The 22,961-nt window shown below is 32.5% G+C and carries 23 protein-coding genes; 6 read left to right on the top strand and 17 right to left on the bottom strand.

What is annotated here, in order from left to right:
* Window positions 1-74: 74 nt before the first annotated feature.
* The 9 genes from NLG42_RS01035 to recF form a co-directional block, all read right to left on the bottom strand.
* Entirely contained in the window at window positions 75-626 is a 552-nt protein-coding gene (locus NLG42_RS01035; protein WP_089057970.1) for an RNA polymerase sigma factor, read from the bottom strand.
* Entirely contained in the window at window positions 617-1,723 is a 1,107-nt protein-coding gene (locus NLG42_RS01030; RefSeq protein WP_089057971.1) for a glycosyltransferase, read from the bottom strand. The genes NLG42_RS01035 and NLG42_RS01030 overlap by 10 nt, the downstream gene beginning before the upstream one ends.
* Window positions 1,724-1,807: 84 nt before the next feature.
* Window positions 1,808-2,422: an FMN-binding negative transcriptional regulator gene (locus NLG42_RS01025; protein ID WP_099720492.1), complete on the bottom strand. Its 615-nt coding sequence runs from the start codon at window positions 2,420-2,422 to the stop codon at window positions 1,808-1,810.
* A gap of 119 nt (window positions 2,423-2,541) precedes the next feature.
* The gene (murB, locus tag NLG42_RS01020) at window positions 2,542-3,555 is read right to left on the bottom strand and encodes a UDP-N-acetylmuramate dehydrogenase (protein WP_257682762.1); all 1,014 of its coding nucleotides are present in this window, start codon (window positions 3,553-3,555) and stop codon (window positions 2,542-2,544) included.
* Between the two features lie 110 nt (window positions 3,556-3,665).
* The gene (locus tag NLG42_RS01015; protein ID WP_257682761.1) at window positions 3,666-4,769 is read right to left on the bottom strand and encodes a pyridoxal phosphate-dependent aminotransferase; all 1,104 of its coding nucleotides are present in this window, start codon (window positions 4,767-4,769) and stop codon (window positions 3,666-3,668) included.
* Between the two features lie 74 nt (window positions 4,770-4,843).
* On the bottom strand, window positions 4,844-5,905 hold the full coding sequence (locus NLG42_RS01010; RefSeq protein WP_257683967.1) for a glycosyltransferase: 1,062 nt from the start codon (window positions 5,903-5,905) through the stop codon (window positions 4,844-4,846).
* 66 nt (window positions 5,906-5,971) lie between these two features.
* Complete coding sequence (locus NLG42_RS01005; RefSeq protein ID WP_257682760.1) at window positions 5,972-6,649, bottom strand: DUF2461 domain-containing protein; 678 nt, start codon at window positions 6,647-6,649, stop codon at window positions 5,972-5,974.
* Between the two features lie 10 nt (window positions 6,650-6,659).
* Window positions 6,660-7,358: a thioredoxin domain-containing protein gene (locus NLG42_RS01000; RefSeq protein ID WP_257682759.1), complete on the bottom strand. Its 699-nt coding sequence runs from the start codon at window positions 7,356-7,358 to the stop codon at window positions 6,660-6,662.
* Between the two features lie 196 nt (window positions 7,359-7,554).
* A complete protein-coding gene (gene recF, locus NLG42_RS00995; protein ID WP_089057978.1) occupies window positions 7,555-8,634 on the bottom strand; it encodes a DNA replication/repair protein RecF in 1,080 nt (359 codons plus the stop codon).
* A gap of 245 nt (window positions 8,635-8,879) precedes the next feature.
* Here recF and NLG42_RS00990 point away from each other — a divergent pair, with 245 nt between their 5' ends.
* From NLG42_RS00990 to NLG42_RS00965, 6 genes are all read left to right on the top strand, one after another.
* Window positions 8,880-9,659, top strand: coding sequence for a tetratricopeptide repeat protein (locus NLG42_RS00990; protein WP_257682758.1), 780 nt, complete (start codon window positions 8,880-8,882; stop codon window positions 9,657-9,659).
* 81 nt (window positions 9,660-9,740) lie between these two features.
* Window positions 9,741-10,313, top strand: a complete 573-nt coding sequence (gene ribH / locus NLG42_RS00985) for a 6,7-dimethyl-8-ribityllumazine synthase (RefSeq protein ID WP_089057981.1) — start codon at window positions 9,741-9,743, stop codon at window positions 10,311-10,313.
* 350 nt (window positions 10,314-10,663) lie between these two features.
* The gene (gene mutL / locus NLG42_RS00980; protein WP_257682757.1) at window positions 10,664-12,595 is read left to right on the top strand and encodes a DNA mismatch repair endonuclease MutL; all 1,932 of its coding nucleotides are present in this window, start codon (window positions 10,664-10,666) and stop codon (window positions 12,593-12,595) included.
* A complete protein-coding gene (locus NLG42_RS00975; protein WP_089057983.1) occupies window positions 12,592-13,341 on the top strand; it encodes a rhomboid family intramembrane serine protease in 750 nt (249 codons plus the stop codon). Before mutL ends, NLG42_RS00975 begins: the two co-directional genes overlap by 4 nt.
* Before the next feature lie 45 nt (window positions 13,342-13,386).
* Window positions 13,387-14,250, top strand: coding sequence for a rhomboid family intramembrane serine protease (locus NLG42_RS00970; protein ID WP_257682756.1), 864 nt, complete (start codon window positions 13,387-13,389; stop codon window positions 14,248-14,250).
* 18 nt (window positions 14,251-14,268) lie between these two features.
* Window positions 14,269-15,315 carry an endonuclease/exonuclease/phosphatase family protein gene (locus NLG42_RS00965; RefSeq protein WP_199170263.1) on the top strand — a complete coding sequence of 349 codons (1,047 nt, stop codon included), beginning with the start codon at window positions 14,269-14,271 and terminating at the stop codon, window positions 15,313-15,315.
* Between the two features lie 70 nt (window positions 15,316-15,385).
* On the opposite strand, the gene NLG42_RS00960 is transcribed toward NLG42_RS00965, so the two are convergent.
* From NLG42_RS00960 to NLG42_RS00925, 8 genes are all read right to left on the bottom strand, one after another.
* Window positions 15,386-16,000 carry a WbqC family protein gene (locus NLG42_RS00960; protein ID WP_257682755.1) on the bottom strand — a complete coding sequence of 205 codons (615 nt, stop codon included), beginning with the start codon at window positions 15,998-16,000 and terminating at the stop codon, window positions 15,386-15,388.
* A gap of 89 nt (window positions 16,001-16,089) precedes the next feature.
* Complete coding sequence (gene lepB, locus NLG42_RS00955; protein WP_089057986.1) at window positions 16,090-17,643, bottom strand: signal peptidase I; 1,554 nt, start codon at window positions 17,641-17,643, stop codon at window positions 16,090-16,092.
* Window positions 17,644-17,710: 67 nt separating this feature from the next.
* Window positions 17,711-18,412, bottom strand: coding sequence for a 4-hydroxy-tetrahydrodipicolinate reductase (dapB, locus tag NLG42_RS00950; protein WP_257682754.1), 702 nt, complete (start codon window positions 18,410-18,412; stop codon window positions 17,711-17,713).
* Window positions 18,413-18,449: 37 nt separating this feature from the next.
* Window positions 18,450-19,019, bottom strand: coding sequence for a DUF5683 domain-containing protein (locus NLG42_RS00945; protein WP_089055891.1), 570 nt, complete (start codon window positions 19,017-19,019; stop codon window positions 18,450-18,452).
* Window positions 19,019-19,921 (bottom strand): ParB/RepB/Spo0J family partition protein, encoded by a 903-nt coding sequence (locus NLG42_RS00940; protein ID WP_089057988.1) that lies wholly within the window; start codon window positions 19,919-19,921, stop codon window positions 19,019-19,021. The genes NLG42_RS00945 and NLG42_RS00940 overlap by 1 nt, the downstream gene beginning before the upstream one ends.
* A 5-nt stretch (window positions 19,922-19,926) precedes the next feature.
* The gene (locus tag NLG42_RS00935; protein WP_089055893.1) at window positions 19,927-20,694 is read right to left on the bottom strand and encodes a ParA family protein; all 768 of its coding nucleotides are present in this window, start codon (window positions 20,692-20,694) and stop codon (window positions 19,927-19,929) included.
* A gap of 321 nt (window positions 20,695-21,015) precedes the next feature.
* Window positions 21,016-21,420 carry a septal ring lytic transglycosylase RlpA family protein gene (locus tag NLG42_RS00930; RefSeq protein WP_257682753.1) on the bottom strand — a complete coding sequence of 135 codons (405 nt, stop codon included), beginning with the start codon at window positions 21,418-21,420 and terminating at the stop codon, window positions 21,016-21,018.
* Between the two features lie 287 nt (window positions 21,421-21,707).
* The gene (locus NLG42_RS00925) at window positions 21,708-22,820 is read right to left on the bottom strand and encodes a PepSY-associated TM helix domain-containing protein (protein ID WP_257682752.1); all 1,113 of its coding nucleotides are present in this window, start codon (window positions 22,818-22,820) and stop codon (window positions 21,708-21,710) included.
* Window positions 22,821-22,961 lie beyond the last annotated feature (141 nt).

Genomic DNA, 22,961 nt, shown 5'->3' with positions numbered 1-22,961 from the left:
TGTTTTAGTGTGTTAAAGTAATTTTTTTAAGAAAAAAAAAGATAATGTGTCATTCTTTTCTTAAAGATAGTAAATTATCTGTTACGATTAATGATTTCTGCTAACAATTTTTTAGCACGAAGTAACTTTACTTTAACATTACTTAAAGGTTCGTCTATTTTACTGGCGATTTCTTGATACGTCATTTCTTGAAAATAACGCAGTTGAATTACTTCTTGATAATGAGGTTTTAGTTCTTTAATGCACAGAAGCAGTCGAGACAGGTTTTGCTCGTTAATCAAAGCATCTTCAGCAGAGAGAGTAGTGTCAGCAATATTATAAGCCTGCTGATCTTCGGCATCGGTAATTTCTATAAAAAGACTAGTTTTCTTTTTACGCAATAAATCAATATAGACATTTTTGGCAATAGCAATCAGCCAAGTGTTAAACTGAAATTCAGAATTGTAAGAAGCAATTTTGTCAAACGCTTTCGAAAAGGTTTCAATGGTAATATCTTCGGCAGTCGTTTCGTTTTCTGTTCGTTTAAGCATGAAGCTGTAAACTTCATTCCAATAATAATCTAATAAAAAAGTAAAGGCGGCTTGATCGCCTTTTTTTGCTTTTTCTATTTTAGAATTTATTTCCAATATACAGGTTTTGAAAAGATATTAGATATAAAGATATTAATTTGCGTGAATATAAGCGCTATTTCTACAACGGGAAACCAAATTTTAATATCATTTTCTTTTAATTTTCCTGCAGAAAACCCAATAACAGTCCAAACTATGGTGTAACGGGTTGCAAGAATAGCTAAAACTGCAATCCATTGAAATTGAAAAGCAAGCAGAATTATGACCGACAAAAAGAAAAACAATTGCGAGCAGAAGAAAATTCCCAACTGAAATTTGTCGAAAAATTTATAATATTCAGCCGTAGAAACGTGTCTTCTTTTTTGGGTAAACCATTCTTTGTAAGTTTCCTTTGGTTTAGAGTAAGTAAAACTTTCTGGAGTATAAGAAATGGTTGTGTTCGTTTTATTTGCAGCCTGATTAATAAATAAATCATCATCGCCAGAACGAACTTGTATGTGCTCAATAAAACCATTGACATTAAAAAACTCTTCTTTTTTGTAAGCTAAATTTCTTCCAACTCCCATGTATGGAAATCCTGCTTTAGCCCATGAAAAGTATTGAACTGCAGTTAAAATAGTCTCAAAACGAATAATTTTATTCAGTAATGAACGCTCTATTTTTTCGTAACCACCATATCCTAAAACAATAGTTTTATTCATTGTAAATTGCGAAGTCATTGCTGTAATCCATTCTTTTGAAGTTGGATAACAATCAGCATCCGTAAACAATAAATAATCTTTTTTTGCTGCTTTAATTCCTAACGTTAAAGCGTATTTTTTATTTCCCCAAAAAGCTTCGTTGTTTTTTACTTTAACCAAACGAATATTAGGATATAGATTTTCAAATTCTTCAAAAACCTCTAAAGTTTCATCACTGGAAGCGTCATCAATTAAAACAATTTCGAAATCAGGATAATTTTGTTCAGCTAATAATGGGATAAATTTCTTTACGTTTTCTTCTTCATTTTTTGCGCAGACAATAACTGAAACCGGAATTTTTTTAGGTGTAATATTTTGAGGTTTAGCGAATGCAAACTTTCCAAAAATTCCTAAGTAGTAGAAAACTTGAATAAAAACAATAGCAATAAAGAAGTAAAATAAAGTTATAAGCATATGGTTTTAATGTCTATTAATATCTGAAATTTTGCGAGAACAAAGGTAGTTATGAATTAGTAATTTTCAATGATTAATACACATTTACTTTCGGCATTTCAACATTTCCTTCGCAACAGCAATAGACTGAGGGTTTTCAGTCTTTTCTAATTCCGTTATTATGTTTTTATAATTGTGATCGTCTCGATTTTGTGATAACTTTTTAGTTGCCTGAATTTCGTCAATTTCTATTTCAAAACCAAAAATTCCACGAGCTTCACGCATTGTTTTAACAGATAAGTCTTCAACTCTAATAGGATTTTCTGAATTTGCTTCGTATTTATCTACTAGTTTCTTTAGTTGTTCTACCGAAGTTTCATAGTCAACAATTTTAATTCTTCCATAAACATGTACGGCTATGTAATTCCAAGTTGGTACATTTTCATGATCGTACCAAGATGAAGATATATAACTGTGTGGTCCTGTAAACACCGCTAGAATTTGATCATTTTCTTTAAAGCCTTCTGCTTGAGGATTTAGTTTTGAAATATGTCCTTGCAAAATTTCTTTTCCGTCACAATTTATTTCAAGTTCTATCGGAATATGAGTTGCACACAATTTCCCGTTAGTTTGATTAATCAGAATTCCAAAACTATTCTCCTTTAAAAAAGCTCTGATCTCTTCAGGATTTTCGTTTTTGTATAAGTCAGGTGTGTACATATTGTGTTTTTTGGGTTTGTCACATTGAGCGAAGTCGAAATGTTTTTATGTTAATGAGGACTTCGACTTCGCTCAGTCTGACAAAAGTAAATTCATATCGCTTAACGAAATTTACACTTTTAAATCACATTTACTTCTGCTTCAATATGAATTCCAAAAGTCTCAAAAACCGTTTTCTGAACTTCTTTAGAAACGGCTAAGATTTCCTGTCCTGTTGCATTGCCGTAATTTACTAAAACTAAAGCTTGGTTTTTATGAACTCCAGCTTCTCCAAAACGTTTTCCTTTTAATCCCGCTTGTTCAATCAGCCATCCTGCAGGAACTTTTACTTCGGTTTCAGAAACTTCATAAAACTTCATATCAGGAAACTTTTGATGAATTTTCTCGAAATCAGATTTTAATAAAATTGGGTTCTTAAAAAAACTTCCACTGTTTCCTAGTTCTTTTGGATCAGGCAATTTACTTTGTCTAATTGCAATTACAGCATTACTTACCTCTTTCAAAGTTGGTTCAGTAATGTTTTTCTTAGCCAATTCAGCTAAAATATCGCCATAAGATGTATTGATTTTATGATTGCGTTTGGTCAATTTGTAAACAACCGAAGTAATGATGAATTGATCTTTTACTTCATTTTTGAAAATGCTTTCACGGTATCCAAAATTACACTCAGCATTAGTAAAAGTTTTCATTTCCTGAGTTGCAATATTCATTGCTTCGCAAGAAACAAAAGTATCTTTGATTTCAGTTCCGTAAGCACCAATATTCTGTACCGGAGTTGTACCAACATTTCCAGGAATTAAAGACATGTTTTCTAAACCGCCAAAATTGTTGTCGATTGTCCAAAGCACAAAATCATGCCAAGTCTCGCCAGCCTGACTTTCAACCCAAACAAAATCATCGTCTTCTTTAATGATTTTTTTTCCTTTTAAATCAATATGAATAACTAACGCCTCAATATCTTTAGTCAAAAGCATATTGCTTCCTCCGCCTAAAATGAATTTTTCCTCATTTTTGTTTTCTTCCAAAATGGTTTTTAATTCAGCAAGTGAATGAACGGCAGCAAATTTTTTTGCTTTGGCTTCGATGCCAAAAGTATTGTAGTTTTTTAAAGAAAAATTGGATTGGATTTCCATAAATAAAAGGCTTTTTTGAGTTCCGAAACTTCGGAAAAATTCTGAGTTCAAAAGTAACGATTATAATTTATTTGAGCAGATTTTCTGTAAAAAGACTTTTTTGAGAATTTTTATTTTATGGCTTCAATAAATTGCTGCATTTCCTTCATTGTTCCTATTGTAATTCTTGTCCATTTTCCGTTTTCCTCATAAATCTTTGTTCCCATTATATTGTGGTTTTCCAATTGCTTAAAGTAATCCTTTTTGTAATTTTCTAAAGAAAAATAAATAAAATTGGAATAGGACGGAATGCAGGTTAAGCCCAATCGAGTAAGTTGTTCTACAGTATATTTCTTTACTTCTTCATTTAAAGAAGATACTTCTTGAATAAATTTTTCATCATTTAAAGATGCAATCGCCGCAGCCGTTGTTACCACGCTGATGGATAAGTTAGGAGATGATTTTAAAACACTGATTTCTTCAATTGTTGAAGAGTTTGCAACAGCATAACCTATACGCGCGCCGGCTAAACCATACATTTTTGAAAAAGTTTTAGTGATTATTAAATTTTTATTCTCGATTACAAGATCGCTTAATGACTGTTCTTTTGTAAAATCGATATAAGCCTCATCAACAAAAACAATTGCTTTTTTTGAAGCTTCTTTTACAAAAGAGATTAACTTTTCTCTATCGCAGATTGTTCCTGTTGGATTATTAGGATTACAGATATAAATCATTTTAGTGTCTGAATCGATTGCTTTTAACATTGCTGTTAAGTCATGTTTTTTATCGGCAGTTAATGGAACTGTGATTTTTTTTAATCCTAATTTTTCAGAAGGAAATGTCCAATAATCGAAAGTCTTTTCGGCAAGTATAAAATTGCCTTTCATTAACGCCGTGTATTGAAGTACTAAATCTAAAATTTCTGTTGAACCAGCGCCCAATAGAATATTATTATCTGAAACATTGTTTTTCTTAGCAATTAAAGAAATTAGTTCTCCTGAGGCATTCCAGCCGTATCGATTGCTGTTGTTGATGCTTTTTTGCATTGCAAGACGAGCTAGAGGAGATGGTCCGTACGGATTTTCATTCGACCTTAATAAAATAGGAGATTTGTCTAAAGTTGAAGGAATATAATTTTCTAATGGAGGATTTGCAAATGCTTCAAATTGACAAAAGCCTAATCCTATTGTACCTAACCCGATTTGTTTTAACCAGTTTCTTCTATTGCTCATATTGCTTTCAGAATTAAATTAGAAATTCATTTTAACAGTATGTCGCTGAGGTTGAAAAAAAGTTACGCTTGCGGTTAAATAGATCGAGAATTGAGAAGTTCATGATATTTATCTGCAATAATTTTCATATTGGAGTTGTAATTTGCGTTTTCTTCTACAAATTTTCTGTTTCTAATAATCGCCTGATTTCGAGATTCAATATTTTCAAAAGACCAGATTAATTCCTCGGCAAGTTGTTCGTTGTCATCGATCGTAATTAATTGTCCGTTTTCGCGATGCTTGATCCAGCTTTGATTTCCTGCAATATCTGAAACTATTGGATAACATTCACAAGCCATGGCTTCAAATAAAGATGCCGAAACACCTTCGGTAATTGGCATGCTGATATAAGTGTTTGATTGCTGTAATAATTTTGGAAGTTCTGTATTTGGGATTCTTCCAGTAAAAGTTACTTTGGTTTCAATTTGTAATTTTTTTGCCAAATCTTTTAAAAACTGCAATCTTGTTCCGTCACCAACGATAGTTAAGGAAAAGTCAATTCCTTTTTGATTAAGAATAAAAAATGCCATTAAAATAGAGTCATGTCGATATTCGGGCTGTAAAGAACGAGTGACGATAGCTTCTATTTTGTTTGAATTGTTTGTTGAAGGCGTAAAAAGAGATAAATCGATTCCTTTTGGGAGAACCAAAACTTTGTTCATGTCAACGCCAGTCGCTTTCATAGAGATTGTCATTACTGGTCCCCAAGCATGAATTAAATGTGCTTTTTTGAATGCATATTTCTGAATGATTTTTTTAAAAGGATATAAAACAGAATCTTCCGGCCATAAATCTGTGCGGCCTTGCTGTGCAATAGCAATTGTTTTAGAGCCAGATAATGCTGCAAGAAATCCATAACTTGTGGTTCTTTCAGCAATAACCATGTCTGGTTTTTCTTCTCTAATGATTTTTTGAATTGAAATTGGAGAAAAAAAATACTCTAGGATACGTTTGAATCGATTAAGTTTTGAATTATTTGGCGTTTGAAGTTCCCAAGTAATAATTTCAAAATCGCCAAATTCTTTTAGACCTTTCATCCAGGTTATAGCATCGGCACGATAAGATTCTCCAAGAAAGAGTATTTTTTTTTCATTAATTATCATTTGTTTTTTGCCACAGCTTAAAAGAATTACTTTAATCTTTTTAATCTGTGGCAAATAAAACTAAAATTCTTCTGTGTCTAAAGCCCGATTGATAAAATCATTTAAAGGTTTTAATGCGATTAGTTTTTTACTCATTTTCGAAACAAAATCTTTCTCAGTCACTTCAGAAATGTCATATTTTTGAGTTGCAGTAAAGCTTTTTAGTTTTAAAAACTCAATTGCAGGATGGTCTTTTTCGTAACCTCTAGGCGGATTTTTGAGTGAATTGTTTTCGTTTACATCTAAACTTCCAAATTCTTTTTTGAAGTTTTTATCCGCTAGAAGTGCTTCTAGATCATCATGGAAAAACGCAATTTCTTTACGGACTTTTTTTAAATCTTCAGATTCTGGAGAGTAAAATCCGCCTGCTATAAAGCTAGCGCCTTTTTCGATATGAACATAATATCCCGCTCGGTTTAAGCCTTTTGTTCCACCAGAAAGCCAAACACCTAAATGAGCTTTATAAGGAGATTTGTCTTTTGAGAATCGAATGTCGCGGTTGATTCTGAAAGTGCAGTTTTTAACTTCTAATAATTCTAACGAAGAATCAAGTGGTTTCATCGCGTCTAGAAAATCACTTACCAATTGATGGTAATCTTTTTTGAAGATTTCGTAGCGCTTTTTATTGTCTTGAAACCAATCTCGATTGTTGTTTTTCTTTAAATCGTCTAAAAATTGCAATGATTCTTTCGTTAGCATATTTTATGTTTTATTGCAGTTGTTTTCTTAATTCTTCTTCGCTGATGTACCCGATGTTTTTCTTTTTCATCGTTTTATTTTCATATAAAAAAGTTGTCGGCAGCTGTGTTATTTCCATTTGCTGTGCTAAATCTTTGTTTTTATCTACATCAATTCTGATAATAACTGCTTTGTCTGCCAATTCTTTTTCTAGTTTTAGAATGTGAGGCTCCATTTGTTTGCAAGGGCCGCACCATTCAGCATAAAAATCAACAAACACTTTTTTATCTGTATTTAGTAAAGTATTGAACTCATTCATTGTCATTCCGTTTTCAGAAGTTTCCGTATTTGGAGCGTTTTTATCATTCCAATTAATGAATCCTCCGTCAAGTTCATAAACAGTTGTAAAGCCTAATTCGTTTAGTTTTGCTGCTGCTTTTTTACTTCTTCCACCGCTTAAACAATAAACAAATACAGGTTTCGATTTGTCGTAAGCAGCTGATTTTGAATCGAAATCTTCTCCGTTCCAGTTTACATTTACTGCTTTGTCTATATGTTCTGATGCAAATTCATCTGGAGTTCGAACGTCTAAAATTTGCGGATTTTCAGTTGTTTTAATTTTTTCTGCAAACTCTTGTGGCGAGAGTGATTCAAATGGAGTCGCTTTTTTTTCGTTACAAGAAAAGAGTACAAGTGAAACGATTGCCAATAAGATTTTAGGGAATTTCATGCTGTTGCGGTTTTAAAAATGATTTAGGCTAAAATAATGATTTTTCATTTTTAAAATCTTAATAGAATTATAAAATCGAATTGATGTTTTTTGCCACGAATTAACACGAATTTTCAATTTCGGTTTGACTTTGAGCGACTTTGTCAAAGTTTTACATCCTGTTAATCTTGAATTCGTGCTGGTTCGCAGCAAATTATTATAAATTAAAAATTTTATAACTCTGATGCGTCAATTTTACAATGGCTTCTGTACGATCTGGATGAGTGTCTGAAATAAAAAGCTGCCCAAACGTTTCGCTGTTTACCATTTCGACAATTTTTGCCACTCTGGTTTCATCTAACTTGTCAAAAATATCATCAAAAAGTAAAAGAGGTTTTACGCCGCTTTGTTTCTTTAAAAATTCAAATTGTGCTAGTTTTAATGCAATTAAGAAAGATTTTTGCTGTCCTTGTGATCCGAATTTTTTAATAGGATGAGAATCGATTTCAAACAATAAATCATCTTTGTGAATTCCAGTGCTTGTGTATTGAAGTGCTCTGTCTTTATTAATGTTCTCTTTTAACAGCGTTAATAAATCCTTTTGATACAAATGACTTTCATAAACTACTTGAACAGTTTCTTCAGATCCTGTAATGGCTTGATGATGGATATTAAATATAGGTATGAATTGTTCTAGAAAGTCTTTTCGTTTCTCAAAAATCGATTGTCCAAAACTATTTAGCTGCTCATTATATATAGATAAGGTATCATTGTCGAAAGTATGATTGAGTGCAAAATATTTTAAAAGTGCATTTCGCTGTACAATTACTTTTTGATATTGTATGAGCTGATGCAGATAAGCAGTGTCTAATTGCGAAATTACGCTGTCCATAAATTTACGGCGTGTTTCACTGCCTTCTACAATTAAATCACGATCAGCAGGCGAGATGATTACTAACGGAATAAAACCAATATGATCTGAGAATTTATCATAGGCTTTTCCGTTTCTTTTTAAAATCTTCTTTTGTCCTTTTTTTAAGCTGCAGACAATTTGTTCAGTTCTCTCGTCTTTTTCTAATTCAGCATCAATAACAAAAAACTCTTCTCCGTGTTTGATATTTTGAACAGCAAGCGGATTGAAATAACTTTTTCCGTAAGCTAAATGATAAATAGCATCAAGTACATTGGTTTTTCCAATTCCGTTTTTGCCGACAAAACAATTAATCTTGATGTCGAAATCAAAATTTGCTTCGGCGAAATTTTTATAGTTGAATAATGAGATTTTGTTTAAATGCATTTTTTTAAGAGACTCTAAAAGGAAAAATTACTGTTTTTACAACTAGTAAAATTGAGATGGTAAAATTATCTAATTTTATCGATATAAAAGGGTTTTGGCGTGTTTCAAGTTGATTTATTTTGGTGCTGATGTGAAAGGAGTTAGCATTCTTGAAAATATTTGTTTTAAAATAGTGATAAAATTGATTTTTTTTACCTCAGTTTCAATAAAAATTTTATTTTTGCCGTTCACTAAATTAATTTTAAATGGCTACTTACAATAAAAGAGGATATAAAGCACCAAAGGAGAAGGAAGTTAAAGAAGTAACTGAAGAGCAACAAGTAATTATTGACGAGAAAGACAGCAAAACTGCTGAGGTTTTTTCTAAGTTAGATGAAACTGCTTCAAGAACTGAGGATTGGGTTGCTAAAAATCAAAAAATCATTATTGGTTTAGTTGCTGGTATTGCAGTTGCTACTATTGGATATTTGGCTTACCAAAAATTTATCGAAGCTCCTAAACAAGACGAAGCTGCAAACGAAATGTTTGTTGCTCAACAAAACTTTCAAAAAGCTGTTGATGGTGTAGCAAGTGATTCATTATATAAATTGGCTTTGAATGGTTCTGAAGGTAAATTCGGATTTGTAAAAATCGCTGACGAATATTCTGGAACTGATGCAGGAAATTTAGCAAATTACTATGCTGGTATGGCATATTTAAATACAGGTAAATTTGATGATGCTATTAAGTATTTAGGTAATTTTAAATCAGAAGATTTAATTTTAAGTGCTTTAGCAAAAGGTGCAATTGGAGATGCTTATTCTCAAAAGAACCAACAAAAAGAAGCTTTAGATTATTATGTAAAAGCTGCTGAATCTAATAAAAACGATTTTACAGCACCTCGTTTCTTATTAAAAGCTGGTAAAACGGCTTTAGGTTTAGGTCAAAAAGAAGATGCATTAAAATACTTTACAGATATTAAAGATAATTTTGATGCAACTCCAGAAGCAGCTTCTGTTGATGCATTGATAGGATTAGCGCAATAAAAATTTTAGACTTTAGATTTAAGATTGTAGATTTGTAATTAAGAATTTAAATTCTAGAATTAAAAATCTAAAATAATACAGATGGCTACCGAAAATAAAAATTTATCACAATACGATAAAAACACAATCCCAAATGCGAAAGACTTTCGATTTGGGATTGTTGTTTCTGAGTGGAACGAGACTATAACAGAAGGACTTTATAATGGTGCTTTTGAAGCGTTAATTGATTGCGAGGTTCCTGCACAGCAAATTATTCGCTGGAATGTTCCAGGAAGCTTTGAATTGATTTATGGCGCAAAGAAAATGCTGCAAACACAAAATGTAGATGCGGTAATTGTAATTGGCTGTGTAATTCAAGGAGAAACCAAACATTTTGATTTTGTTTGCGAAGGCGTGACTCAAGGAATTAAAGATCTGAATGTTCAAACTGATATTCCGGTTATTTTTTGTGTGCTGACAGATAACAATATGCAGCAGTCTATTGATAGAAGTGGAGGAATTCACGGAAACAAAGGAACCGAAGCGGCAATTGCAGCGATAAAAATGGCCTATATTCGTCAGCAGGCTTCAATGGCACATGCTTTTAATCAGCCATTGCTTTCGTCAGGAGCTCTTCAGATAGAAGATGGTCCTAGAAAAATTGAGAAAGAATAAAAACACAATTGTTTTGAAAATATTAAAAACCTATACTATTAAAAAGTATGGGTTTTTTTTATGCTCTTTCTAAGGTTGATTAACTCTGGAAAAAAGGCTGAATTCGAATTTATTTGTGATGTTCTGTTTTTAATATATAGAGTACTTGCGATAGTAAAAGTGAATTGGTTTTCTTTTAGAAATAAAAATCAATAACTTTAATCTTTCTGTTTCTTAGAGTATTGAGGTTTTTGTTTTTTTTATGATTGCAGATGTTCTAAAAGACAATCAAAATTCACTAAATTTGTACCTCTTGGTTTAGATTTCAAATCAAAAATCTTAAATCGTTAATCTACAATCTTAAATATTAAATGTCGAGTATTATTCAATTGCTTCCAGATCACGTTGCTAACCAGATTGCTGCCGGAGAAGTGGTTCAAAGACCAGCTTCAGTCGTAAAAGAATTGTTAGAAAATGCTGTTGATGCAAAAGCAACTGACATCAAATTGATTATAAAAGATGCCGGCAAATCATTAGTTCAGGTTATTGATAACGGTGTTGGAATGACGGTTACGGATGCTCGTTTGTGTTTTGCGCGTCATGCAACTTCAAAAATTCGTCAAGCCGAAGATTTATTTTCTCTTGGTACCAAAGGTTTTCGTGGAGAAGCTTTGGCTTCGATTGCGGCTATTGCCCACATGGAAATGAAAACTAAGCAAGATCAAGATGAATTAGGAACGCATATTGTAATTGAAGGAAGTAAGTTTGTTTCGCAGGAAGTAGCTGTTTTGCCAAAAGGAACTTCATTTGCGGTTAAAAATTTATTCTTTAATATTCCAGCCCGCCGTAATTTCTTAAAATCCGATACAGTCGAGTTTCGTCATGTTATGGATGAATTTCAGCGTGTGGCTTTGGCGCACCCAAATATTCATTTTAGTTTTTATCATAACGGAAGTGAGTTGTATAATTTACCTGCAGCAGGATATCGTCAGCGTATTGTTGGGATTATGTCTGGTAAAACCAACGAAAAGTTAGTTCCAGTTAATGAAGATACCGAGATTATAAATATTCAAGGATTTGTCTGTAAACCAGAATTTGCTAAGAAAAATAGGGGAGAACAATTCTTTTTTGTAAACGACCGATTTATAAAAAGCGGTTATTTGCATCATGCTGTTATGGCGGCTTACGACGGACTTTTGAAAGATGGTTCGCAGCCGAGTTATTTCTTGTATTTACAAGTTCCGCCTAATACGATTGATATTAACATTCATCCCACTAAAACTGAAATTAAGTTTGATGATGAACAAGCTTTATATGCCATTTTAAGAGCTTCAATTAAACATAGTTTAGGACAGTTTAATGTTGCTCCGGTTTTAGATTTTGAAAGAGATTCAAATTTAGATACACCTTATCATTATAAAGATTTAGAAGCAGAAACACCTACAATTCAGGTTGATGGAACTTTTAATCCATTTACAGATGATAAAACCAATCAACATTATTCAAAAGCAGCTTCAGGATCGGGTTCTAGTTATAGTTCAGGATCTTCATCTTCTTCTTTTTCTTCAGGTTCCTCTTATTCGGGGTATTCAAAAAGAGTTGAGCCAACAGTAAGTTGGGAAAGTTTATACGTTGGTTTGGATACAGAGAATACAGAAAGTATCGAAAGTTCGCCTTTTAATTTTGAGAATGAAGAAGTAACTTCATCTTTGTTTAATGATGATGAGGTAGAACAAGCAAGTCAGAAAACGTATCAAATACATAAAAAATATATAGTTTCGCCAATAAAGTCTGGAATGATAATTGTCGATCAGCATCGTGCACATCAACGTATTTTGTACGAGCAGTTTTTATTGAATATGACAGTAAATCAAGCTTCGAGTCAGCAATTGCTTTTTCCGTTGGATTTGTTTTACTCTTCATTAGAAATGAAATTGATCGAAGAATTAAAACCTTCGTTAGAAACGACTGGTTTTGTGTTTGAAGATGCAAAAACAGATCATATTGTAATTTCTGGAATTCCAGTAAATATTACCGAAAGTGAAGTTTCTATTGTAATTGAGCAATTGTTGAGTGATTTGCAAGACGGAATCCCAGCGAGCAGTTACAGTCAGAATGATACTATAGCCAAATCGATGGCAAAAAGTTTAGCGGTTAAAACAGGATCTTATTTAACCGAAAAAGAACAAGATAATCTCGTAAACGGTTTGTTTGCTTGTAAAGATCCAAATATTTCACCTTTTCAAAAACCTACATTCATCACCATGCGTGTTGAAGATATAGATAAAAAGTTTGCCTTATGATGAATATGACTCCCGTTGTAAAACAACTGCTTATAATTAATATTATATTTTTTTTAGGTGCGCAATTAGTGCCTGTTTCTTATGAGTATTTAGCACTTTTTTTTCCTGAAAATCCTGGATTTAAATTTTGGCAGCCAATTACTCATATGTTTATGCATGGTGGTTTTGCTCATATTGCTTTCAATATGTTTGCACTATATTCGTTTGGTTCAACGCTCGAACATTTTTGGGGTGGAAAGAAATTTTTGTTCTTCTATATTTCTTGCGGATTAGGCGCTGCTTTAGTGAATTTTGCGGTGAATTATTATTTCTATCAAGACAGTTTGAATATTCTTCTGGCAAATGGTTTTCATAAAGCTGATATTTTAAGTTTGCTGAATGATGGTAAAATTGATACAAGATGGCAGCAAATTTTAACTGTTTCAGAATTTAAACATTTTACAAGTGCATATCTAGGAACCGTGGTTGGTGCATCTGGCGCTATTTACGGATTGCTTGTAGCGTTTGCTTTTATGTTTCCAAATGCTGAACTTGGTATTATGTTTATTCCAATCCCGATTAAAGCTAAATATTTTGTGCCAGTTTACATGCTTTTATATGATGGTTTTTTTGGAATTTTGGGAGGTTCACTAATGGGAATTGATTCGGGAGTTGCTCATTACGCCCACATTGGCGGTGCTTTTTTTGGATTTATGATTATGTGGTATTGGAAAAAAAATCAGTTTAATAACAATCGTTGGAATTAATTTTTAACTTTAAATAATTAATTTTAGAAACCAAAAGAAGACTTTATGAATATTCTTGACGATTTAAAACTCCAATATAAATTAGGTGGAATCGCAATGCGAGTAATTTATTGGAATATTGCCTGCTTTCTTATTTCTTTAATTTTTTTCTATCAATATTCTGGTGGAGGTTTTGCTTATCCTAGTTGGTTAGCATTGTCGTCAGATCCAAATGTTTTTTTGTTCAAACCTTGGACATTTTTAACGTATGCATTTTTTCATTCCTCTTTTTTGCATTTGTTGTTTAATATGATGGTTTTAAACTTTGCGAGCAATCTGTTTCTAACTTTTTTTAGTCAAAAGCAGTATTTAGGATTGTATATCTTAAGCGCTATTTTCTCGGGAGTAGTTTTTGCGCTTAGTTTTTATTTTTCAAATATTGCTGGTTCTATTGTTGGAGCTTCGGCTGCAATTATGGCCATTTTGGCAGCTGTTACAACGTATCAACCTTTAATGAATATTCGTTTGCTGTTGATTGGTAATGTAAAGTTGTGGCATATTACGGGTGTAATTTTAATTTTGGATTTAATGCAGTTTCGCTTAGATAATATGGGCGGACATATTTCTCATTTGGCGGGAGCTGTTTTTGGTTTTATCTTTATTAAAGCATTGCAGCAAGGAACTGATTTAAGTAAAATAGTTTCAAAAGTATTAGACTTTTTTGCTAATTTGTTTAGAAAATCTCCAACCACGCCATTTACAAAAGTTCATAAAAATTACAAAAAACCGACAGAAAAAGTAACTTCACGAATTGTTACTAAAGATAAAACACAGCAGCAAATTGATGAGATTTTAGATAAAATCAGTCAATCTGGTTATGATTGTTTGACTAAAGAAGAAAAAGAGTTTTTATTTAAAGCAGGGAAATAATCCTTTCAGCCAAAAAATATGAAAAACCTTTCGTGGTTTAATAAAGTAATGTTCTTTTTGAATATAGTGTTAACTGTACTTACATTCAGCATCTATATTTTACCTTTTCTAGCACCTAAAAGTTTTCCTCTTTTATCGGTGCTTACGTTGTTTATGCCGGCTTTTTTTGTGATGAACGGATTCTTCTTCGTTTACTGGGCAATTCAGTTTAAAAAGCGCCTTATTTTGTCTGGTTTGGTTTTATTAACCGGGATAACATTTATTAGCAAATTCTATAAATTTTCGTCGAAAGAGTATGTTAAAAACGAAAAAGATTTCTCAGTAATGAGTTATAATGTTCGTCTGTTTAATGTTTTTAAGTGGCTAGATCGCGATGATATTCCTTCAAATATTAAAGCCTTTATTGACGAAAAAGATCCTGATATTTTGTGTATTCAAGAGTATTCTAATTCAGCTCACCTTGATTTAAAAGTGTATCCGCATCGTTATATTTTTATAGACGGGAAAAAGATTAAAACAGGTCAGGCTATTTTTTCAAAATTTCCTATAATCAACGAAGGAAAAATTATTTTTCCTAAATCGGATAATAATGCGATTTACGCAGATATAAAACGTGGTAAAGATGTTATTCGAGTTTATAACATGCACTTGCAGTCAATTAAAATTTCGCCTGACGTAAACGAAATTTCAGATGATATAGACAATGTAAATCAGAAAAAATCACAGCGTATTTATGCTCGAATCAGTAAAGGATTTACGCAGCAGCAGGAACAAGCCGAAATTTTTAAAGAAAATATTAAGCAATGTAAAAATCCAATTATTATTTGCGGTGATATGAATAACAGCCCGTTTTCATATGTGTACCGAAATATTAAAGGAAAACTTAAAGATGCTTTTGAAGAAGCAGGTGAAGGTTTTGGAGCAACTTATAAATTTAGATATTACCCAGCACGAATCGATTATATTTTTACAGATAGTAAAATGAAAGTAAAGCATTTTGAAAGCTTTCCTGACTTCGAAAATTCAGATCATTATCCTATAATGGCTAGACTTTCAATGGAATAAAATTGATATTCTTGAATTTTTTAAATTGCTTTAGCTGTTCGCTGTTACTTGGCAAAAAGTCAGAAGAATATTATAATAGTTTCTGTGTTTTTAAATAATCCATCGCAAATTTCCCTTCGTTAAAAAGTAAATCTAAAACGCTTAAATTGTTGATGAAACCATGTTTGTCATCAAAAACCTGAGTGTATTTTTCGAATGAATTTTGATCCTTTTTTCCATTTGTTAAATATCTGAAATCAGAAATATTTTCTATCTCATGAAAGTATTCAGTTGTTTTGCCGAATTCTAATTTCATTCTTAGACATTTTGTGGTAATGTCTAAAACTTCCATGTTTAAATCCATCAAGAAAGTGTGTTTTTTCTCGAAAATAGGAGTAATGTCATCTTCAAAAAATTCGAAGAAAGGCGAGCTTCTATATGCTGCTTCCAGCGATTTAAAATGCTGTTTCTGCCAGTCAAATTCATTTTCGATCAAAACATCTTTCGTTTTCTGATGTAAAGATTTAGAATGTTTAACAGGAATATTTAATAATTGAATTCCGTTTGGACTGTAGATGTATGTGCGGTTTCTATTAGTCTGCTTTTGAAAATTATCTTCCATTTCAAAAGTTACATTCTCAGATTGTGCCATAACAGCAAAGTGGCTGATTGATGGAAAATAAGTAGGAAGTAATAAAGAGTTCATTGTGGTTTTTGTTTAATCGGTAAATCGTTTAATCGTTCTTTTTGAGAAACAATTAAACGATTTACCAGTTCAACGAATTAACGTTTTTTTTATGCTTTGTTTTCTTTTCTTTTTCTCCAGAAGAATTCTCCAACGAAGTAAAGACCAAGAACAATTAAGAAATATTTGAAGTAAGATTGTGGTTGTCCTTCACCATCAACAGTTGTGAACACACGGTTCCAACGTATTTTGTTGATGCCTTTTCCGTTTGTATCCCAGCTCATCCAAATAAAAACTGGTTTTCCAACAATATGATTTTCTGGAACGTAACCCCAAAAACGGCTGTCTTCAGAGTTGTGACGGTTGTCTCCCATCATCCAGTAATAATTTTGTTCGAAGGTATATGTTGTTGCAGGTTTTCCGTCAATTAAAAATTTAGAACCTTGTATTTCTAGTTTTTTTCCTTCGTAATTCGTGATAATGTCTTTGTAGAATGGTAAAGATTCATTTGTTAGCGCAACTGTTTTTCCAGCTTCTGGAATGTAAATTGGACCGTAGTTATCTTCATTCCATTTATTGATATGAGGGAAAACAGCATTGTTTACTCTTGTTTCAATTTTTCTTACTACTGCCGTAACACCTGGAGTGTTTTTGATTCGTTCTGCGCTCGCTTCGGTTAATGAGCCAAAATAAAGAGTGTCTCTTTTTTCGCTTCTAAAACCTGCTGGATCTGTAATGTCTAATTCTTTTAGTAATGATTCAAAATCAATACTCGTTTTTCCGTCTAATGCTACAGCATAAGAATATTGTGGTTTAGCTCTCTCTGGTAAAACTAATTTTTTTCCGTTAATGTAAACAAAACCATCTTTTATTGATAAGCTGTCTCCAGGAATACCAACACATCTTTTTACGTAATTTGATCTTTTATCTATTGGTTTAATTACACCTGGCCTTCCTTTTGGTTCGTAAAAATAATGTACAGTATCAACTGGCCAGTTGAAAACTACAATATCTGTACGTTTGATTTTTTCTAGTGCAGGCAGTCTGAAATAAGGTAATTGAGGCCAGCTTAAGTATGATTTTCTTTTCGTTAACGGAATAGAGTCGTGAACCATTGGCAATGCAATTGTAGTCATTGGTACTCTAGGGCCGTAATTTATTTTACTCACAAATAAGAAGTCACCAATTAAAAGAGATTTTTCAAGAGATGATGTCGGGATTGTATAAGGTTGAACTACATAAGTGTGTACTAAAGTTGCAACAATAACGGCAAAAAGTAGTGAACTGATCGTATCGGCTGTTTTGTTATCAGGTGTCAGTTTTCTGTCTGCATTATACTCTAATTTTTGAGTATAGTTTACATAATAAATATAAAAACCTAGAGTGAAAAGACCTAGAATAGTATCCAATGTCGATTTTTTACCAAAAGTTCTTAAGGTTTCAACCCAAACAACAGGAAACATAATTAAGTTGATTATTGGAATGAAAAGCAAAAATGTCCACCAAGTTGGGCGTCCGATTATTTTCATTAAAACAATCGAATTATAAACAGGAATTGCAGCTTCCCAGCTTTTTCTACCTGCTGCCAGATACAGTTTCCAAGTTCCCACAAAGTGGATGATTTGTACTGCTAAGAAAAATACGAACCAAGAATATAGTGTCATAGTTTTTGTGTTTTTATGTTTTAAACTTTAGGTTGTTCTTATGTAGAAATCTTAAGTTTAGTATGTTTTATTTTAGATTTAATACATCTTTCATGCTGTAGATTCCTGTTTTACCAGCAAGCCATTCAGCAGCAATTACTGCACCTAGAGCAAAACCTTCTCGGTTGTGAGCAGTATGTTTTAGTTCGATGCTGTCTACAATTGAGTCGTATGTTACGGTATGAGTACCAGGAACGTCTCCAATTCTTTTCGCTTCAATGTGAATTTCACCTTGTTTAGCATCTTCTAAAGTCCAATTTGCATAATTGCTGTTTTCAATAACACCTTTTGCCAAAGAAATAGCTGTTCCGCTTGGAGCATCTAGTTTTTGAGTGTGATGAATTTCTTCCATCGATACTTTGTACGAATCAAATTGCGACATTATTTTGGCTAAATATTCATTTAGTTCAAAGAAAATGTTAACTCCTAAACTGAAGTTTGAACTTGAAATAAATCCGCCTTGTTTTTCGTTGCAAAGGGCAACCATATCGTCAAAATGTTCCAGCCATCCAGTTGTTCCAGAAACAACAGGAACATTTGCATGAAAACAGTTTGAAATATTATCTACGGCTGCAGTAGGAACACTAAAGTCAATAGCGACATCAGCTGTTGAAAGTCCGTCGTAAGTATTGAATTCATCTTTCTTTAAAACAATTTCATGACCTCTTTCTAAAGCAATTCTTTCGATTACTTTACCCATTTTTCCGTATCCTAAAAGTGCAATTTTCATTTTATATATTTTTGATTTTAAAAGCCTTTAAAAGCTGTTAAAAGTGGTAATTAAAAGTTAGTCCAACATTCGGTTTAAAAGTTACATCGGCAGGATAAATTTCCGGGCGTAATGATAGTCTTTCGTTTACGTTGAATTGAATCAAGGCGGCATCGACGTTGGCGTCGATGATATTTAAAGCGTAAAAGGCAACAACAAAAAGTGCTGATAAATCTCGGTTTCGCTGATAGAATTTTTGACCAGCAATAAGCCTGCTGTCATCTAGATAATCGTACTTTCCGCCAGTTCCAGGACCGTAGCCTTCAAGTCTGCGTTTGTATTCATCACGATAATCATGGTATTTTTTATTATTATCGATGTAAAAGTATAAACTGGTTCCTATGGCACCATAAACTAATGGTATCTTCCAGTATTTTTTATTATAGGCTTGACCTAAACCAGGCAAAATTGCAGAATAAAATGCTGCTTTTGCTGGTGTCAAAGGGTCAATTTCTTGTAATTTGCTCGTGTCTTTAACAACCAAAACCGTGTCTTTTTTTGTTTGAGCAAAAAGAGAAACGGTTCCTATGAGAAAGAACAATAAACTTATGGGGACAATCTTATTCACTATCCGTTAATTAATTTTATAATTCGATTAAAGTCGGCTTCAGAACTAAATGGAATTGTAATTTTTCCTTTTCCGTTGCCAGCGACTTTTATATCAACTTTTGAACCAAAATAATCATTGAAAGAGTTTTTTTGAGTTTCTCTAACCATAAATGAAGTATCAGATTTTGGTTTTTGTTCTGCTTTCGGTTTTAAACTTTCGTGATAATTTTTTACTAAAGTTTCTGTTTCACGAACAGATAAATTCTGGCTTACAATTTTTTGATAAATATCAGTTTGAACATCTAAATCTTCAATATTGATAATAGCACGTCCATGTCCCATGCTGATAAAACCATCTCTAATTCCAGTTTGAATAATTGGATCAAGTTTTAAAAGACGTAAATAGTTGGCAATTGTAGAGCGTTTTTTTCCAACACGTTCACTCATTTGTTCCTGAGTTAATTGAATTTCGTCAATTAAACGCTGGTATGAAAGTGCAATCTCGATTGGGTCTAAGTCGTGGCGTTGAATATTTTCAACTAAAGCCATTACTAAAGACTCATTATCATTTGCAATACGAATGTATGCAGGAACGTGAGTTAATCCTAATAAAGTTGAAGCACGTAAACGACGTTCTCCAGAAATTAATTGGTATTTGTTAAAATCTAGTTTTCGAACAGTAATAGGTTGAATTACACCAAGTTCTTTGATGGAAGTGGCTAACTCGCGTAATGATTCTTCGTTAAAATTGCTTCTAGGTTGAAACGGATTTATTTCGATAGCACTTAGTTCAAGCTCAATAATATTTCCAACAACCTTATCAGCATTTTTATCTTCTACTGATACAATGTCGTTTTCCGGATCTTTTAATAATGCTGATAATCCTCTTCCTAAGGCTTGTTTTTTAATTGCTTTTGTCATAAAAACTATTTACTGTTTTTCTTTATAATTTCTTGAGCAAGGTTAATGTAATTAACTGCTCCTTTGCTGGTTGCGTCATAATTAATGATGCTTTCGCCAAAACTTGGAGCTTCGCTCAATTTAACATTTCGCTGAATTACGGTATCAAAAACCATATCGTTAAAGTGTTTTTGAACTTCTTCTACAACCTGATTTGATAAACGTAATCTTGAATCATACATCGTAAGAAGTAATCCTTCGATATCAAGATCTGGGTTGTGTATTTTTTGAATACTTTTTATAGTGTTCAATAGTTTTCCTAATCCTTCAAGTGCAAAATACTCACACTGAATCGGGATTACTACAGAATCAGCTGCTGTAAGAGCATTCAAGGTTAATAAACCTAATGAAGGAGCACAGTCGATAATGATATAATCATATTCTTCTTTAACACTTTCTAATGCTTTTTTAAGCATATATTCTCTATTTTCCTTGTCAACCAATTCAATTTCGATGGCAACAAGGTCAATGTGAGCTGGTATCACGTCAACATTTGGTGCTGTACATTGGATGATAGTTTCTTTTGGCGTGTGGCTATGTTCAAGTATTTGGTAAGTTCCAATCTCTACAGTCTCAACATCAATCCCAAGGCCAGATGTTGCATTTGCCTGAGGATCAGCATCAATAAGTAATACTTTTTTTTCTAAAACACCTAATGAGGCAGCAAGATTTACTGATGTAGTTGTCTTTCCAACGCCTCCTTTTTGATTAGCAATCGCAATGATTTTGCCCATTTATTTTCTGAATTTTGAACCGTAAAAATACAATTATTTATGGTTTTTGAAAATCTATTTTGTAAACATTTAATAAACGTCGGTTAATCGTTGCGCGGTGCGTGTTTTACCTATTTTAATTTTTGACGTATGTTTAAAAGAATAACGAAATTTTGCTCTGTTTCGTCTTCTGTTTTGGTAAAAAGGTTGAATTTGTAGTTTGATTTTAAAGATAAACTTCAAAAAAAAGAATTGCTTCCTTGTTAAATATTTTTGCTAAAGCCTGCAATGGTAATTGGGTTGAAATGATGAGCAGGTTTCTCTAATTGATTTGTTTGCAGTTTAGTTTTTTAAAACTTCAATTTTGACTTTAAGCGAACCGCTTCCTTTATTTGAGGCAATTTTCATAAAAGCTTTTTTGGTAAGATCAATTTCTCTTCTTTTACTATAAGGTCCTCGATCGATAACTTCTACAATAACTGATTTATTATTTTTTTCGTTTGTGATTTTTAGTTTTGTTCCAAAAGGAAATTTTTTGTGTGCGGCAGTGAGCTTGCTGTTGTTGAATTTTCTCCCGCTGGCAGTTCTTTTTCCATTGAATTTATCGTTGTAATAGGAAGCATGAGCATGAGTTTTGTATAAAGTGTATTTTTCGGTCTTTTCGTTTGACTCTTTAACGGATGTTTTTTTTTGTGCAGCCGCTAATGAGGAAATAATTAAAAGAATAAAGAGGGCTATTTTTTTCATTTTAAATTTTCTTAGGGTTTGCAAAAAACGCTTATTTCAAAAAATAAACCAAACGGATTAGGTTATATTTATAATATTGGAGGGCACTTCTGCAAAAAGAGAAGCTAATTGTGAAGGCTTTAATAGGTATGGCAGGAATATATAATTATTACTTAATTTGTTGATTTTGTTGGTGTTTTAAGTGCTTTTCTAAAAAGGTGGTGGTGTAAGGATTTAAATTATTCTTAAAAGAGGCGAAAAAAGAATTTTGGAGGGAGGATATATGTAAACAGATCCAGACGTTTGTGTTAGGATTTGTTTTTTCTTTTTTTACCAAGCCAAATAAGCAAGCCTGTAATCGGCAGAAACAAAGCAGATAATGTCACTATTAAGGCAATAATTTTGGTTGGATATCCGTAAATGCTGCCTGTATGAATTGGATAGACAAGTCTTTTTGCTTTGTCGCCGCGGCTAAATGACTCATAGGGTCTGATTTCAATAATTTTTCCAGTAAACCTGTCAAAGTAAGCCGCGCTTGACTGATTTGGAATGCTAAAATCCAAATGCTCTTTTAAGACCTGAATACTGTTAATTGTATCTGCAGGCATCCTGATCTGAATATTTCCTTGGTATGGAAAAATACTGTCTGTTCTATTGTATATATTTTGGTAAAATGAAGTCTGATTCAGTTTTTGATCAATTTTTGTTGGATTCTCTACTTTGAGTGAAACTTTTTTTATTTCTCCATCAGCCAGAAAATACATTGTTTTTTCAAACCATTTAAACGACCAAGTTAATCCTGTTAATGATATAACCAGCAGGAATAGAAAACTGTAGAATCCAAAAGTAGAATGAAGATCCCAGTTTAATCGTTTAAACGAAGAATTTCGTTTTATAGTAAGTCTTTGTTTTAGATATTTCTTTTTTTTCGGCCACCATATTACTAAGCCTGAAATAAGTAGAATAACAAAAATTAGGCAGGAGATTCCCGTGATAATTTCGCCTATGTCATCCAATAAAAGCTGTCTGTGAAGAGAGAGTACAATAGTAAAGAATCTATCTTTCTGCAATGCAGTAGCTAGGATTTTTCCGCTATACGGATCTATGGAAAAAACTTGTACTTCTTTTTGATTGTTCTTTCCAACAATTTGTATCGTGCGGTGAGGATCATCAAAAGTGGTGATTCTGTTTATTTTTTGTATTGAATATTCTCTTTTGAGAATCTGAGTGCAGTAATCCAATGTTTTTTTTTCAGACCCAATCGTTGGAACTGTGTAAAAATTTGGGTTTATAAACTGATCAATTTCTTTTTCAAAAACCAGTAAGCTTCCTGTTAGTGCTACTATAAAAACAATTAAGCCTGATCCCAGTCCAAGCCATAAATGAAGCTTCGCAATGTTCTTTTTTAGTGTTTTTGTCATCGGTAATTAGAATTGGTAATTGATTAGTTGCTGCTCATTTTTTGTTTAAAGTGAACAGTGATATTACTGTTCGCAAATCTAATATTTATTTAGATTAATTATAATTTGCAGGTAAAAAATATTATTTTATTCTATGAATTT

The sequence above is a fragment of the Flavobacterium plurextorum genome, from assembly GCF_024638035.1.
GTDB classification, from domain to species: Bacteria; Bacteroidota; Bacteroidia; order Flavobacteriales; family Flavobacteriaceae; genus Flavobacterium; species Flavobacterium plurextorum.
The sequence above is the reverse complement of the archived record's forward strand: the minus strand, read 5'-3'. Positions and strand labels throughout refer to the sequence as shown.

Excerpts from the sequence above, each read along its gene's own strand:
- NLG42_RS00975 (WP_089057983.1), top strand. The coding sequence starts at position 12,592 with ATGATGAATATGACTCCCGTTGTAAAACAACTGCTTATAATTAATATT.
- NLG42_RS00965 (WP_199170263.1), top strand. The coding sequence starts at position 14,269 with ATGAAAAACCTTTCGTGGTTTAATAAAGTAATGTTCTTTTTGAATATA.
- NLG42_RS01000 (WP_257682759.1), bottom strand. The coding sequence starts at position 7,358 with ATGAAATTCCCTAAAATCTTATTGGCAATCGTTTCACTTGTACTCTTT.
- NLG42_RS01005 (WP_257682760.1), bottom strand. The coding sequence starts at position 6,649 with ATGCTAACGAAAGAATCATTGCAATTTTTAGACGATTTAAAGAAAAAC.
- NLG42_RS00960 (WP_257682755.1), bottom strand. The coding sequence starts at position 16,000 with ATGAACTCTTTATTACTTCCTACTTATTTTCCATCAATCAGCCACTTT.
- lepB (WP_089057986.1), bottom strand. The coding sequence starts at position 17,643 with ATGACACTATATTCTTGGTTCGTATTTTTCTTAGCAGTACAAATCATC.
- NLG42_RS01030 (WP_089057971.1), bottom strand. The coding sequence starts at position 1,723 with ATGCTTATAACTTTATTTTACTTCTTTATTGCTATTGTTTTTATTCAA.
- NLG42_RS01025 (WP_099720492.1), bottom strand. The coding sequence starts at position 2,422 with ATGTACACACCTGACTTATACAAAAACGAAAATCCTGAAGAGATCAGA.
- mutL (WP_257682757.1), top strand. The coding sequence starts at position 10,664 with ATGTCGAGTATTATTCAATTGCTTCCAGATCACGTTGCTAACCAGATT.
- NLG42_RS01015 (WP_257682761.1), bottom strand. The coding sequence starts at position 4,769 with ATGAGCAATAGAAGAAACTGGTTAAAACAAATCGGGTTAGGTACAATA.
- murB (WP_257682762.1), bottom strand. The coding sequence starts at position 3,555 with ATGGAAATCCAATCCAATTTTTCTTTAAAAAACTACAATACTTTTGGC.
- dapB (WP_257682754.1), bottom strand. The coding sequence starts at position 18,412 with ATGAAAATTGCACTTTTAGGATACGGAAAAATGGGTAAAGTAATCGAA.
- ribH (WP_089057981.1), top strand. The coding sequence starts at position 9,741 with ATGGCTACCGAAAATAAAAATTTATCACAATACGATAAAAACACAATC.
- NLG42_RS00990 (WP_257682758.1), top strand. The coding sequence starts at position 8,880 with ATGGCTACTTACAATAAAAGAGGATATAAAGCACCAAAGGAGAAGGAA.
- NLG42_RS00925 (WP_257682752.1), bottom strand. The coding sequence starts at position 22,820 with ATGACAAAAACACTAAAAAAGAACATTGCGAAGCTTCATTTATGGCTT.
- NLG42_RS00940 (WP_089057988.1), bottom strand. The coding sequence starts at position 19,921 with ATGACAAAAGCAATTAAAAAACAAGCCTTAGGAAGAGGATTATCAGCA.
- NLG42_RS00935 (WP_089055893.1), bottom strand. The coding sequence starts at position 20,694 with ATGGGCAAAATCATTGCGATTGCTAATCAAAAAGGAGGCGTTGGAAAG.
- NLG42_RS00970 (WP_257682756.1), top strand. The coding sequence starts at position 13,387 with ATGAATATTCTTGACGATTTAAAACTCCAATATAAATTAGGTGGAATC.
- recF (WP_089057978.1), bottom strand. The coding sequence starts at position 8,634 with ATGCATTTAAACAAAATCTCATTATTCAACTATAAAAATTTCGCCGAA.
- NLG42_RS00930 (WP_257682753.1), bottom strand. The coding sequence starts at position 21,420 with ATGAAAAAAATAGCCCTCTTTATTCTTTTAATTATTTCCTCATTAGCG.